Origin of the sequence: Pseudomonas rhodesiae (assembly GCF_013285305.1) — a bacterium.
GTDB classification, from domain to species: domain Bacteria; phylum Pseudomonadota; class Gammaproteobacteria; order Pseudomonadales; family Pseudomonadaceae; genus Aquipseudomonas; species Aquipseudomonas rhodesiae.
This window is the reverse complement of record NZ_CP054205.1, coordinates 56,363-69,872: the sequence shown is the minus strand read 5'-3', so window position 1 is coordinate 69,872 and position 13,510 is coordinate 56,363. Positions and strand designations below refer to the sequence as shown.

General features: G+C 63.2%; 11 protein-coding genes. 3 read left to right on the top strand and 8 right to left on the bottom strand.

Annotated elements, in window-relative coordinates; all coding sequences use genetic code 11:
• Window positions 1-37 precede the first annotated feature (37 nt).
• From tssH to tssA, 8 genes are all read right to left on the bottom strand, one after another.
• Window positions 38-2,695 carry a type VI secretion system ATPase TssH gene (tssH, locus tag HRH33_RS00320; RefSeq protein ID WP_167416943.1) on the bottom strand — a complete coding sequence of 886 codons (2,658 nt, stop codon included), beginning with the start codon at window positions 2,693-2,695 and terminating at the stop codon, window positions 38-40.
• Window positions 2,688-3,731 (bottom strand): type VI secretion system baseplate subunit TssG, encoded by a 1,044-nt coding sequence (tssG, locus tag HRH33_RS00315; RefSeq protein WP_167416944.1) that lies wholly within the window; start codon window positions 3,729-3,731, stop codon window positions 2,688-2,690. The genes tssH and tssG overlap by 8 nt, the downstream gene beginning before the upstream one ends.
• On the bottom strand, window positions 3,695-5,554 hold the full coding sequence (tssF, locus tag HRH33_RS00310) for a type VI secretion system baseplate subunit TssF (RefSeq protein ID WP_034101508.1): 1,860 nt from the start codon (window positions 5,552-5,554) through the stop codon (window positions 3,695-3,697). The genes tssG and tssF overlap by 37 nt, the downstream gene beginning before the upstream one ends.
• Window positions 5,551-6,066: a type VI secretion system baseplate subunit TssE gene (gene tssE, locus HRH33_RS00305; protein WP_034101768.1), complete on the bottom strand. Its 516-nt coding sequence runs from the start codon at window positions 6,064-6,066 to the stop codon at window positions 5,551-5,553. Before tssE ends, tssF begins: the two co-directional genes overlap by 4 nt.
• Window positions 6,067-6,156: 90 nt before the next feature.
• Window positions 6,157-6,645 carry an Hcp family type VI secretion system effector gene (locus HRH33_RS00300; RefSeq protein WP_017526783.1) on the bottom strand — a complete coding sequence of 163 codons (489 nt, stop codon included), beginning with the start codon at window positions 6,643-6,645 and terminating at the stop codon, window positions 6,157-6,159.
• A gap of 113 nt (window positions 6,646-6,758) precedes the next feature.
• The gene (gene tssC, locus HRH33_RS00295) at window positions 6,759-8,255 is read right to left on the bottom strand and encodes a type VI secretion system contractile sheath large subunit (protein ID WP_167416945.1); all 1,497 of its coding nucleotides are present in this window, start codon (window positions 8,253-8,255) and stop codon (window positions 6,759-6,761) included.
• Window positions 8,256-8,257: 2 nt separating this feature from the next.
• Window positions 8,258-8,764: a type VI secretion system contractile sheath small subunit gene (gene tssB / locus HRH33_RS00290; RefSeq protein WP_034101506.1), complete on the bottom strand. Its 507-nt coding sequence runs from the start codon at window positions 8,762-8,764 to the stop codon at window positions 8,258-8,260.
• Between the two features lie 54 nt (window positions 8,765-8,818).
• Window positions 8,819-9,838, bottom strand: coding sequence for a type VI secretion system protein TssA (gene tssA, locus HRH33_RS00285; protein WP_167416946.1), 1,020 nt, complete (start codon window positions 9,836-9,838; stop codon window positions 8,819-8,821).
• A 394-nt stretch (window positions 9,839-10,232) separates the two neighbouring features.
• Here tssA and tagH point away from each other — a divergent pair, with 394 nt between their 5' ends.
• The 3 genes from tagH to tssK are packed head-to-tail and all read left to right on the top strand — an operon-like array spanning window position 10,233 to window position 13,504.
• Window positions 10,233-11,594 (top strand): type VI secretion system-associated FHA domain protein TagH, encoded by a 1,362-nt coding sequence (gene tagH / locus HRH33_RS00280; protein ID WP_167416947.1) that lies wholly within the window; start codon window positions 10,233-10,235, stop codon window positions 11,592-11,594.
• 50 nt (window positions 11,595-11,644) lie between these two features.
• Entirely contained in the window at window positions 11,645-12,154 is a 510-nt protein-coding gene (gene tssJ, locus HRH33_RS00275) for a type VI secretion system lipoprotein TssJ (protein ID WP_047881779.1), read from the top strand.
• A 15-nt stretch (window positions 12,155-12,169) separates the two neighbouring features.
• Window positions 12,170-13,504 carry a type VI secretion system baseplate subunit TssK gene (gene tssK, locus HRH33_RS00270; RefSeq protein ID WP_034101502.1) on the top strand — a complete coding sequence of 445 codons (1,335 nt, stop codon included), beginning with the start codon at window positions 12,170-12,172 and terminating at the stop codon, window positions 13,502-13,504.
• The last annotated feature ends 6 nt before the right edge of the window (window positions 13,505-13,510 follow it).

Here is a 13,510-nt window from a genome sequence, read left to right as displayed (position 1 = left end):
AAGCCCCCTCCCACAGTTTTGATCGCGTTTCGTCAGGTCAATCGTTGAAGTCGTAGTGCAGCTCATTATCCCGACTGCTGATCCGCACACCCGCCAGCGCCTTGCCCTCAAGCATGCGCGTGAGGAATTCACGGCTCATGTCCGGCAGCAGGCTGTTGGTAAGGATGGTGTCGATCATGCGTCCGCCGCTTTCGGTTTCGGTGCAACGCGAGACGATCAGGTCGACCACCGCGTCGTCGTAGTCGAAGGCGACCTTGTGGGTGTTCTCCACACGTTTTTTGATGCGGTTGAGCTGCAAGCGGGTGATCGCCTTGAGCATCTCGTCGCTCAGCGGGTAGTAAGGGATCGTCACCAGGCGGCCGAGCAGGGCCGGTGGGAAGATCTCCAGCAGCGGCTGGCGCAGGGCCTTGGCAATCTCCTCGGGCTCGGGGATGTTCGCCGGGTCTTTGCAGACCTGGGAAATCAGCTCGGTGCCGGCGTTGGTGGTCAGCAGGATCAAGGTGTTCTTGAAGTCGATCACCCGGCCTTCGCCGTCTTCCATTACGCCTTTGTCGAACACTTGGAAGAAAATCTCGTGCACGTCCGGGTGGGCTTTTTCTACCTCGTCCAGCAGCACCACGCTGTAGGGCTTGCGCCGTACCGCTTCGGTCAGCACACCGCCCTCGCCGTAGCCGATGTAGCCTGGTGGCGCGCCCTTGAGGGTCGACACGGTGTGGGCTTCCTGGAACTCGCTCATGTTGATGGTGATGACGTTCTGCTCACCGCCATACATGGCTTCGGCCAGGGCCAGGGCGGTTTCGGTCTTGCCCACGCCGGAGGTGCCGGCCAGCATGAATACACCGATCGGCTTGCTCGGGTTGTCGAGGCCGGCGCGAGAGGTCTGGATGCGCTTGGCGATCATCTGCAAGGCATGGTCCTGGCCGATGATGCGTTTTTTCAGGTGCTGATCCAGGTTCAGCACGGTTTCCAATTCGTTGCGGGCCATGCGGCCCACCGGGATGCCGGTCCAGTCGGCGACCACCGAGGCCACGGCCTGGTAATCCACGGTCGGCAGGATCAGCGGGGTTTCGCCTTGCAGAGCGGTGAGGCGTTGTTGCAGGTCGACCAATTGAGTGCGCAATTCGTCGTTGCCACTGTCCACCACCCCGGCCTTTTCGCGCAGGGTGGCACGGGTTGCGAGCAGCTCGTCCACCAGGGCTTTCTCTTCGGCCCAACGGCTTTCGAGGGTGGCCAGGCGCTCGCGTTCGGCGGCCAACAGGGCTTCGCTGTTGCTCTGGCGCGCTCCGGTGTCGATGCCAATGGCATGCTCGCGGGCAATGATCTGCAGCTCGGTTTCCAGGGCCTCGATGCGACGGCGGCTGTCGTCCACTTCGGCCGGCACCGCGTGCAGGCTGATGGCGACACGGGCGCAGGCAGTATCCAGCAAGCTCACGGATTTGTCCGGCAACTGGCGCGCCGGAATGTAGCGGTGCGACAGCTTCACTGAGGCTTCCAGGGCTTCGTCAAGGATCTGCACCTGGTGGTGCTGTTCCATGGTCGAGGCCACGCCGCGCATCATCAACAGGGCTTTATCTTCGGAGGGCTCGGCCACTTGCACCACTTGGAAGCGGCGGGTCAGGGCCGGGTCTTTCTCGATGTGCTTCTTGTACTCGGCCCAGGTGGTGGCGGCCACGGTGCGCAGGGTGCCGCGGGCCAGCGCAGGCTTGAGCAGGTTGGCCGCATCGCCGGTGCCGGCGGCGCCACCAGCGCCCACCAGCGTATGGGCTTCGTCGATAAACAGGATGATCGGCTTGGGCGAAGCCTGCACGTCTTCAATCACCTGGCGCAGGCGCTGTTCGAACTCGCCTTTCATGCTGGCGCCGGCTTGCAGCAAGCCCACGTCCAGGCTGCGCAGTTCCACATCCTTGAGCGACGGCGGCACATCGCCGGCGACGATGCGCAGGGCAAACCCCTCGACCACGGCGGTTTTACCCACCCCGGCTTCACCGGTGAGGATTGGGTTGTTCTGGCGCCGACGCATGAGGATATCGACCAACTGGCGGATCTCTTCGTCACGCCCCACGATCGGGTCGAGCTTGCCGCTGCGCGCCTGTTCGGTCAGGTCCACAGTGAAGCGCTTGAGGGCTTCCTGCTTGCCCATTGCGCTGGGCGCCATGGCGCCGCTGGCTTCGCCCGGAACGGCGCCGGCGTTGAAACCGTCGCTGGCGGTCAAGGCGTTTTCCGGCGAGTCGCCGACGTATTCGTCAAAACGCTCGCTCAGGGCCTCGGCCTTGATCTTGTCGAACTCGCCGGACAAGCCCAACAACGCATGGCGCAGGCTCGGGGTCTTGAGAATGCCCAGCACCAGATAACCGGTGCGCACCTGGCTTTCGCCGAACATCAGGCTGCCGTAGACCCAGCCACGTTCCACTGCTTCTTCTACGTGGGACGACAGGTCGGTGATGGAAGTCGAGCCGCGCGGCAGACGGTCCAAGGCTTCGGTCAGGTCGCGGGCCAGGCGCGCCGGCTCGACGTTGAACTGGCGGATGATGCGGTGCAGGTCCGAGTCCTGCAGTTGCAGCAACTGGTGGAACCAGTGGGCCAGTTCCACGTAAGGATTGCCCCGCAACTTGCAGAACACGGTGGCGGCTTCGATGGCTTTGTAGGCCACGCTGTTGAGTTTGCCGAACAGTGCGGCGCGACTGATTTCACCCATGCTCTGGATTCCTTGAGGTGGTGGCTTGATCGGCGTAATGCCGGGCCAGGATTAGGTCGTTGGCGTCGTGCGCAGGTTGGCCGAGCCACGTGTTGAAGCCCAGGCGAAACTGGCCGTTAAGCCGCAGCGCCGGTACTTCGGGTTGTTGCAGGACCAGGTTCAAGTCCCAGTCCAATTCGTGGCCCAGATACTCGGCTACCCACGCCACCAGTTCGTTGAACGGCTGGTGGCCGGGCAGCATGCCCATGTAGTCATCGAGCGTGAGCGGGCCCAGGCGGATACGGAATTTATGCTGGCGGTCCCACACATGGCTGCCCAGGCACAGGTCCACGCCCAGCCGGTTGGCGTTGACGCCCACGCGGCTGCGTTCGGGCAGTTCGAGCCATTGGCCGACGTATTCCTCGATCTCTACCGGCAGGCCGAAGTACTCGCTGAGGATGGCTTTGAGACCGTCCGGATAGCGGGTCTGTGCCGACAGGTGGCCGCTGTAATGCAGCTTGGCCGTGTCGGGAATCAGCCCCTGGTTGAGCAGGCTCGGCATGCCGCGACCGCTCAACGCGGCGAGGCGCGCGGACCAGTAGTCATCGTCGGGGCGGTCATGGCTGACCGTCGGCCGCGCCTCGGCCCAAGCTCGGTAGAACAGGCTGAGCAGACGATGGTGGAACACGTCCAGAAACTGTTTGCTGGTGCTGTCGGCGTTGTTGCGTTGACGCTCGCGCACGTATTCGGTGATGTGCAACGGCAGCGGGCCGTTGGGGCCGCCCAGGCCGAAGAAGAACTGCTCCAGCCGCGCCGGCCGGTCGTCACCGCCAGGCTCCAGCGACGCCAGGGTGGCCGGGGCGAACGTGCAGTCGGCCTGTTGCCCGAGGCGCAACGGGTCGTCCGCCAGGCGCAGGGAATGGCCCAGGCGCGGCAGCTGCGGCGACTCGCATTCGATGCGCCGCAGGGCCTGGAAGAAATCGTATTCCCAGGGCTCCTGGTGCATCGCTTCCAGGGTACTCACAGGGTCGGACGACGTCCGGGCTTGGCTTTCCATCGCATGATCTCGCCGCGTTCGGTGGTACGGATCACCGTCTCGGTAAAGCTGTTGATCGACACGTAACGTGCCAGGAAGCGTTCCAACACCGCACCGAGCAGGAACACGCCGGTGCCGCGAAACGCGTTTTCATCGAATTCCAAGGTGATTTCCAGGCCCCGGCCAAACACGATCGGGCCGGGCATCGGCAGGCGCCGGGTCACGGCTTTACTGCTGACTTCGCGCAAACCCTCGATCTGCAATTGCAGCGCGGCATCGTTGCTGTCGCCATACAGCCGCAGCAGCTCGCGCAAAGCGCCGGCGCCCTGGCCCTGTTCGCTCAGGGACAGGTAATTGAGCGACAGCTGGCTGATCAGGCGCCAAGCCTTGGCGTCATGGGCATGGCTGGCGCGCGGGCGGCTCGGGCCGGCTACGCAGCGCACGGCCAGCACCGGGGCGCTGTCGGCCAGGGTGAAGTCGGTCTTGCCATTGCCCACGCTCATGAACAGCGGCAGATCGCGGTTGGTGCACAGGGCGGTTACGCCGAGTTGGCGCAGGTCGTGACGGTACGGCGCTTGCTGGCTGTCCACCAGGCTCACAAAGGTTTCGCTGCCCACGTAGGTGGAACGCGGGCCGTTGCGGCGTTGGTCGCTGGACAGCACACGAGGCTCGCGGCGCACCGTGTAGTAGGCCTTGTCCCGCCCGTAGCGCGACGGGTCGCGCACCGCGTAGAACGGCAGAAACGGCTGCTCCGGTCCGGTGCCATGGCCGGTCAGGCCGGTGAGGGAATGCACCTCGAAATCCATCGGCCGGGTGCGGTCGGCGATCACATGGTGTTCATTGACACGGTCGGACAGGTGAATACGGTCCAGGCGTTTGGGGAACAGGTTGATCGCCGGGGTGCAGAACGGCAGGAACTGCGCCGCGCCGACACTGCCTTCCAGGCTCGGCTCGTGACGGTCGAACAGCACGATCAATTCCAGCTCCTGACCGTCGCAGCGCTTGACCGCCCGGCTCAGCTCGGCGAACTCCACGAACAGGAACCGCTGGGGCAGGGCGAAGTACTCCTGCAACAACCGATAACCCTGGAACGCCCGCGCCACTACCGGCATGGCCGCGTCCGCGTCGTCGAACCCGCGTGAACGCAGTGCGTCTTGCGGTAGGCGCTCGACCCAATCGCCACCGGGCTTGCGCGCGAACACCGCGCAGGCGTTGCCCAGCAGTTGCTCGTAAAGGCGGAACGGTTGCTCGTCGGCGCCGCTGAGGTACAGCGGCAGGCTGTCCAGATCGAGGCTGTTGAATGGCAGCTCGGCGCCGGTGCGCAGGGTCAGACGCAGGCCGGCCTTGGCCTTCGGCTCGCTGGCGGCCAGGCGCCCGAGTACGGTGGCCGGGTTGCCGAAGTACTCGGCATTGCTCACCTGCAGCGGCCACAGCGTCACCGGGTGCGCGGTGCGGTACTCGCAGCAGGTTTGGGTCTCGCGGCCGAGGGCGGCGCGCAGGACGGTGTCGCGCGGCAACGGGAAACCGCCGACCAGCGAACCTTCGTCGGGGTCGGTCTGCAATTGCACCACGGTCATCGACGGGGTCGGCGCCAGGTAATGCGGGTAGGCGATTTCCAGCAAATTGTGGGTGAAGGTCGGGTACTCGGCGTCGAGCTTGAGCTGCACGCGGGCGGTCAGGTAGGCAAAGCCTTCGAGCAGGCGTTCGACGTACGGGTCGGCGCAGTCCATACCGGACAGGGTCAGCCGACTGGCGATCTTCGGGTATTCCTTGGCGAACTCGGCGGCGCTTTCGCGCACGTGGTGCAGTTCCTGGTTGTACAGCTCCAGCAGGCGCGGGTTCATAAGCGCCTCCGTTGGTCAGCGTTGACCACGCGCACATGGCCGGATTCCAGGTCCAGGTCGGTTTGCAGCAGCAGGCGCAACGGCACCGGCTGTGCCCACAGGTCGCCTTCGATCTCGAAGCTCAAGGCGTTGTGGTTCATCTCGCCGTGGCCGACCCGGGCTTTGACGCGCAGGGTGTGGCGCAGGATGCGCGGCTCGAAGGTGGCGATGGCCTGATAGATCAGGGCCTCCAGCGCTTTGATGTCCACGCTGGACACGCTGTTGCCCGCCAGCGCCGGCAGGCCGTAATTGATCACCGACGTACCGGCCGGGGTGTGCAGCGTCGCATCGGCATCAAGCAACGACGTGGTATTGAGCAGCCACGCCAGGTCACGCAGCACCGAGGCTTTCAATTGGGTCAGGGACAGCACGCGTTTGTCGGCGCTTTCCTTGGGATTGGTTGGGTCTTCGTCGGTCAACCGGTCCAACAGGGACGGTTGCAGACGGTCGCGGGAAGCGATTTCAGTTACCACCAAAGCAGCTCCACGGACGGATTGCGAGAGGAACAAGAGGCTGCGCTTGAGACCGTAGTGCCGTGGCGCAGGGCCACGGCACCAGGGCTATCAGCGCTTGGTGTTGGAACGGATGTTCCAGCCAAACTTGACCGCGCCGCCGTCTTTGGTGCCGTCGGCTTTCTGCGGCTGGTAGTCCACCATCACTTGGGCGAAGTTCAGGGTGACGTTCTCGGTCAGACGGTCATCGGTGCCCGAACCGCCGGTGCTCAGCGACGTCACCAACACTTCTTCCAGGTTGATCACCATGTACTCGACCTGGCTTTCACCACCGGCTTTGCGCACAGTCAGCTTGACCTTGTCGATGTGCTTGCCGCTGGCGCACAGCATCATCAGGTTAGGCGACGCTTTGTCGACGTACTTGGTCAGCGACAGGTCCTGGATGTTCACCTTGCCCGCACCGCCGCCACCGCCAACGTGCATGTTGCCGGACTGGGACATGCCCCAGCTCCAGTTCAACACGTCGATTTCGTCTTTGTGGGCTTTGTCCATGGACTCGCCCTTGATGTCGCCGATCTTGATGAAAATATCAACAGCCATGTTTTCTCCCTGTGTGGCGCTTGCCACTGATATTTGAGTCACTCCAAATGGGCAGTGCTTTTGTGTGGGAGGGGGCACACCCCCTCCTACACAAGAGCCGGCTCATCTGTGGTTTAGGCGCTTTTCGCCGAAGGCAGCTTCGACACCAGACGCAACGACACGGTCAGCCCTTCGAGCTGGTAGTGCGGGCGCAGGTAGAACTTGGAGTTGTAGTAACCCGGGTTGCTTTCCACTTCTTCCACGATCACCTCGGCGGCCGCCAACGGGTGCTGGGCCTTGGTGGTTTCGGTGGAGTGCGCCGGATCGCCGTCCACGTAGTTGAGGATCCAGTCCTGCAACCAGCGCTGCATCTCGTCCTTCTCTTTGAAGGAACCGATCTTGTCGCGCACGATGCACTTCAAGTAGTGGGCGAAACGGCAGGTGGCGAACAGGTACGGCAGACGCGCGGCCAGGTTGGCGTTGGCGGTGGCGTCCGGATCGTCGTATTCGGCGGGTTTCTGCAACGATTGCGCGCCGATGAAGGCAGCGAAATCGGTGTTTTTCTTGTGCAGCAGCGGCATGAAACCGTTCTTCGCCAGCTCCGCTTCGCGACGGTCGCTGATAGCGATCTCGGTCGGGCACTTCATGTCCACGCCACCGTCGTCGGTAGGGAACGTGTGGGCCGGCAGGTTTTCCACTTCACCGCCGGACTCCACGCCACGGATGCGCGAGCACCAGCCGTAGTGTTTGAACGAACGGTTGATGTTCACCGCCATCGCGTAAGCGGCGTTGGCCCAGGTGTACTTGGAGCTGTCGGCACCGTCGGTGTTTTCTTCGAACGCGAAGGCTTCCACCGGATCGGTCTTGGCGCCATACGGCAGGCGCGCCAGGAAGCGCGGCATGGTCAGGCCGATGTAGCGCGAGTCTTCCGATTCACGCAACGAACGCCAGCCGGCGTATTCCGGGGTGGTGAAGATCTTGGTCAGGTCGCGCGGGTTCGACAGTTCCTGCCACGAGCCCATGCCCATCACGGTCGGCGATGCCGCAGCGATGAAGGGGGAGTGCATGGCGGCGCAGACTTTCGACAACTCGCCCAGCAGTTCGACGTCCGGTGGCGACTGGTCGAAGTAGTAGTCGCCCACCAGGCAGCCGTACGGCTCGCCGCCGAACTGGCCGTATTCTTCTTCGTACATCTTCTTGAAGATCGGGCTCTGGTCCCACGCGGTGCCCTTGAATTTCTTCAGGGTCTTGTGCAGGTCCGGCTTGGAGATATTGAGCACACGGATCTTGAGCTGCTCATCGGTCTCGGTGTTGTTGACCAAGTAGTGCAGGCCACGCCAGGCGCTTTCCAGCTGCTGGAAGTCCGGGTGGTGGATGATCTGGTTGACCTGGGCGGTCAACTTGGCGTCGATGGCAGCGATGATCGATTCGATCGACTTGATCGCGTCGTTGGACACCAGATCGGTCTGCGCCAGGGCTTGTTCGGCCAAGGTGCGCACGGCGGTTTCCACGGCTTCGCGGGCACGTTCGGTCTTGGGCTTGAATTCCTGCATCAGCAAGGATGCGAATTCGCTGGTTTCTTCAGTGGCGCCCAGGCTCTGGACGCCTTCGCGTGCGGTGTTGTCGGTCATGATTACTGATCCCCTGCAGGCTTCGGCGCGCTGGCAAGTGCCTGAAGCAGTGCCGGGTCCTTGATTGCCTTCATGATGATTTCTTCAGCGCCGGTCTTGCCGTCCATGTAGGTCAGCAGGTTGGCCAGCTGGGTGCGGGCTTCGAGCAACTGGTTCAGCGCATCGACCTTGCGGGCCACGGCGGCCGGGCTGAAGTCGTCCATGCTTTCGAAGGTCATGTCCAGGCTCAGGTTGCCTTCGCCGGTCAGTTCGTTCGGCACATGGAATGCCACGCGCGGCTGCATGGCCTTGAGGCGCGAGTCGAAGTTGTCGACATCCACTTCAAGGAACTTGCGGTCGGCCACGGGCGCCAGCGGCTCGGCAGGCTTGCCGGCGAGGTCGGCCATCACACCCATCACGAAGGGCAGCTGGACCTTTTTCTCGGCGCCGTAGAGCTCGACGTCGTACTCGATCTGCACTCGAGGCGCGCGGTTGCGCGCGATGAATTTCTGAGAACTTTGCTTCGCCACGTTGCTGCTCCTGGTCGCTTGAGCGACGGTGTTGTTACTGCACAGCCGGGCGGCTTACTCGCCGTCCGGGCCGCGCAGGTTTTCAAATTGGGACATGCCGTCGGGGATCAGGTTGCGCACGATCGCTTCGAAATCGGCATGGACCAGATTTTTGGCCCGGTTCAACAACACCGGCAGCGGGCTCGAAGGCTCGTGCCGGGTGTAATACGCAAGGATTTTGTCGAGGCTGCGCAGCACGTCGTCGCGGCTGGCGATATCGCCAACCGGGCGTGGCGCCGCTGGGGCAGGGGCGAAGTCGACCGAGGGGGCATTGTCTTCACTGACGGCCTCGGGTTCGCTGCTGCTGTCGGTACCGGGTACCGCCTGATTGAGGACTTGCAGCGCTTGCTTGAGTGGCTGCTTCAATGCGCTCAGGTCCACGCCCTGGGCGGAACCGACTTGTTCGTTGACCTGTTGCTCAATGGCTTCGCAGGCTGCCCGCGCGGTGCTCAAGGCGTCGCGGGTGGCTTGCAGGTGGTCGGGGTCGCTGTCGAGGAACGCCGCGTTGAGCTGCTGGGCGCCCAGTTGTTCATCTGGAAAGTGCATCAGCCCGCTGGCATTGAGCGCGGCGCGCAGGCTCACGGGGCCGAAGGTGCGCGAGCGCGTGAGGATGCTTTCGCGCAGCAGGCGAATGGTCGCGTCGCTGGTCAGGCCGGCCAGTGCATTGATGCGCACGGTGGGGTCGTTATCGTCGTCGGCGTCCAGGCGCGGGTGCAAGTCGGCCCAGTATTCGCGCAGCAGTGCGTCGATCAGCGTGAGGACTTCGGCCAGACCGGCCACGCCCTGCAGGGCCAGGGAACTTTGCAATAGAAAATGGGTGATGCGCAGGTCTTTGCTGCGCTGCAGCAAGTCGAGGCTCTGCTGCTGGATGCTGCGCCATTCAGGCGGTTCGGCGGGCAGAATAGCGTCGCCCATGCTGCGCTCGGGTTGGCCCTTGGCATCACGCTCTAGCTGGAGAAAATCCGCGTCATATTCCATGTCTTCGCCACATGGCGAGTTCGCGGAAACGGCGGCGAGCAGCAAAGGCACATCCACTGAAATCGATCTCCCTATCGGCCCGTTAAATGCCGGGCAATTCATGCATTAGTTGCGCGAGGAACTTTGCATGTTTTCTTGGTCATATAAGCACATTGCTATTAATGTGCCATCACTGGTGTTCAAGAAGTTGTGCATTTTTGGTGTAGTACTTATGCCTTGTCAAGGTAAGCTATTCGCCCTCTGTGACAGATGTGCGGTGCTTAACAACCTGTACGACTGATGGGTCGAAGCACGTACCGAGGCAGGATTTTTGTCATGCGGCCCAGTTAAGATCAGCGATCATGCTGGCAACTGCGGGTTGTGAAGGGTCGATTGCACGACCTGATGGGGATTTCCCGGCAATGTTCGGCCCGGGAATCGACCGCGCGCGAAGTATCAGCAAGGAGGCAAGATGTCGCTGTGTTTGACTATCACTAGTTATCACAAGATTACCCCCGGGCAATGTCCCGAAAAGTCCATGAATCAGGGCTCGATGGCGATCGGCCGCAGCTCGGATAATGACTGGGTATTGCCTGATCCCGAGCGCCTCGTGTCGTCCCAACATTGCGTTATTCAATACAAAGACGGCCGTTATTATTTAACCGATAACAGTACAAACGGTGTGGAGTTGGTTAACGCCGGTATTCGTATGCGCCGTGGCAATAGCGAACCTCTGCAGGACGGCGAGCTGATCCGCATCGGCGACTACGAAATCCAGGCACGCATTGATTTCAGCGTGCAAGCGGTTGAAAGCCAACCCTTTGCCGGTGAGTCGCCGAACAGCTTCGAAGCGCTGATGGGGGCCGTCGCCAGCCCCTCGGTGCCTGCGCCCATGCCGACCCCAGTGATCGCGCCGCAGTTCCAGGGCGCCTCGTCGATGGACACGCTGCCGGACCTGTTTGACTTCCTCAGCCCCACCGCCGTGCCGCCGCCCACCGTGGCCGACCACGTCCCCAGCGAACAACACGATTTCCGCCCGCCGACGCCGGTCAGTGTGCCGGTGGCAGAACCGCCGCTGGTGTCTGCTTCGGTGATCCCCGAAGACTGGGACCTGCTCAGCGACGCGCCGCCGCCGATTATCAGCGCGCCGGCACCGGCACCGATGCCATCACCGCCACCGCCGCCACCTTCGCTGACTCCGTCCGCCCCTGCGCCCGACGTAGCACCGCCGGTGGCCAGCGCCGGGCAGCCGGACTTGCTGCAAGCCTTCCTTCGTGGCGCTGGCCTGGACCAGCTGCGCCTGGACAAGGCCGACGCTTGCGCGCAGATGGAAAGCATCGGCCGCAGCTACCGGCTGATGGTCGAAGGTCTGATCGATGTCCTGCGCGCCCGGGCCAGCCTCAAGGGCGAGTTCCGCATGCAGCAGACCATGATCCAGCCGGCTGAAAACAATCCGTTGAAATTCGCACCGAATGCCGATGAAGCGTTACTGCTGTTGCTGCGTCACGGCAACCAAGCGTTTATGGCGCCGGATGTCGCCGTGCGGGAAAGTTTCGACGACCTGCGCGCCCACCAGTTGGCGGTGATGGCGGGTGTGGAAGCGGCGATCAAACACCTGCTCAAGCGCTTCGAACCGGCGCAACTCGAAGAGCGCATGGGCAAGCCCGGCGGGCTCTCGGGTATTTTCAGCGGTTCGCGCCAGGCCCAGTACTGGCAGCAGTTCACCGAGCTTTACAGCAATATTTCCCGTGAGGCCCAGGAGGATTTCCAGGACCTGTTCGGCCGCGAATTCAGCCGGGCCTACGAAGAACACAGCGCCCGACAGCGGCGCTGACCGCCACACACGGATTAACGGATAGCTAAGTACGTCATTGAGGACGCAGGATGATTCCCAGGTTTTTACTCGCAGTCGCCACCGCGCTGCTGCTGACGGCGTGTGCCAAAGATGCCGCCAAACCCGACACCGCCGCCGAGGCTGACGCCGATACCGCGGCGGTCGAGCTGCACTTCCATGCGATTGCCGGGCTCAACCCCAGCGCCAATGGCCAGGCCGCGCCGGTACGGGTGCGGATTTTCGAACTGAAGAACGCCGCCACCTTTGCCCGTTCCGACTATTTCTCCCTGGCCGACCGCGCGCAATCGACCCTGGGCCTGGACCTGCTGGACCAGGACGAAGTGACGGTCCAGCCCGGCCAGCAATTGAGCATTCAGCGCGATCTCGACCCGTCTACGCGCCAGATCGGTTTGCTGGTGGGCTACCGCGAACTCGACCGCGCGCAGTGGCGCACGGTGATCAACGTGCCGGCGCGTCAGTACACCGAATACCAGATCAGCCTCGATGTGCGTGCGGTGCGCGCCGACGTCGTGGTTACCCCATCCAGCCCTGCCCAATAAGCAATCGGAGCCCCCATGTCCTGGAACAATCGCGTGGTCTGGTCGGAAGGCATGTTCATCGGAACGCAGCACTTCCAGCAGCATGACCGTTACCTGGAAAACCTGATCGACGCCCGCAGCCGCCCGTTGTCCGCCGGTGCCTGGGGCTTTTCCGAGTTGCTGATCGACCAGGGCCTGTTGGCCCAGGGCAAGCTGGCCATCGTCACGGCGCGGGGCCTGTTGCCGGATGGCACGCCGTTCAATATCCCTCAGGACGACCTGGCGCCGAGCCCGCTGAACATCGATGACAGCCTGCGTGACGGCCTGGTGTACCTGGCCCTGCCGCTCAAGCGTGCCGGCGTGCGCGACACTGTCGACGAAGGCGAGGCCCTGGAAGCCGCGCGTTACGTGAGCCAAGTGCGTGAAGTGCGCGACGACAACGCGCCGTTCGAAAACCGCGCGCCGGTGGCCGTCGGCTCTCGCGCTTTGCGCCTGTTGACCGCCCAGGATGGCATCAGTGATTACGCGGCCATCGGTGTGGTACGCATCAAGGAAAAACGCGCCGACCGCGCGCTGGTGCTCGACGACAGCTACATCCCGCCCGTGCTGGACGTGGCCGCAAGCAAACCGCTGACCGCATTTCGCAGCGAACTACTGGGCCTGTTGCACCAGCGTGGCGAAGCTCTGGCCGGCCGCGTGGTGGCCTCGGGCGCTGGCGGCGCGTCGGAAATCGCCGACTTCATGCTGCTGCAACTGGTCAACCGCGCCCAGCCGCTGATCCAGCATTTCAGCCAGTTGAGCCCGCTGCACCCGGAGCGTTTCTTCAGTGAACTGGTAAGCCTGGCTGGGGAGTTTTCCACATTCTCCACCTCGGGCCGGCGTCCTCAGGAATACCCGCAGTACCAGCACGACGACCTGGCCGTGAGCTTCGCCCCGGTGATGGCGGCGTTGCGCGAGGCGCTGTCGATGCTGATCGACAGCAAAGCCACGCCGATCCCGATTGTGGAAAAAGCCTACGGCATTCACGTGGCGATGCTGGCCGACAAGACCCTGCTCGACAACGCCAGTTTCATCCTGGTGGTACGTGCCGATGTGCCTGGCGAAACCCTGCGCGCGCGCTTCGGCCAGCAGAGCAAAGTGGGTTCGGTGGAGCACATCCGCGACATGGTCAACCTGCAACTGCCGGGCATCGGCCTGGTGCCGTTGCCGGTGGCGCCGCGCCAACTGCCGTACCACGCGGGCTCGACCTATTACGAACTGGACCGGGGCAGCGAGCACTGGCAGCAACTGAGCAATTCCGGTGGTTTTGCTTTCCATATCGCCGGGCAGTTCCCGGGCTTGAACCTGGCCTTCTGGGCGATCCGAGGATAATCCGCG

What these genes read in the sequence shown, in the direction of transcription:
- tssH (WP_167416943.1), bottom strand. Translation starts at nt 2,695, where the DNA reads ATGGGTGAAATCAGTCGCGCCGCACTGTTCGGCAAACTCAACAGCGTG.
- tssG (WP_167416944.1), bottom strand. Translation starts at nt 3,731, where the DNA reads ATGGAAAGCCAAGCCCGGACGTCGTCCGACCCTGTGAGTACCCTGGAA.
- tssF (WP_034101508.1), bottom strand. Translation starts at nt 5,554, where the DNA reads ATGAACCCGCGCCTGCTGGAGCTGTACAACCAGGAACTGCACCACGTG.
- HRH33_RS00300 (WP_017526783.1), bottom strand. Translation starts at nt 6,645, where the DNA reads ATGGCTGTTGATATTTTCATCAAGATCGGCGACATCAAGGGCGAGTCC.
- tssC (WP_167416945.1), bottom strand. Translation starts at nt 8,255, where the DNA reads ATGACCGACAACACCGCACGCGAAGGCGTCCAGAGCCTGGGCGCCACT.
- tagH (WP_167416947.1), top strand. Translation starts at nt 10,233, where the DNA reads ATGTCGCTGTGTTTGACTATCACTAGTTATCACAAGATTACCCCCGGG.
- tssJ (WP_047881779.1), top strand. Translation starts at nt 11,645, where the DNA reads ATGATTCCCAGGTTTTTACTCGCAGTCGCCACCGCGCTGCTGCTGACG.
- tssK (WP_034101502.1), top strand. Translation starts at nt 12,170, where the DNA reads ATGTCCTGGAACAATCGCGTGGTCTGGTCGGAAGGCATGTTCATCGGA.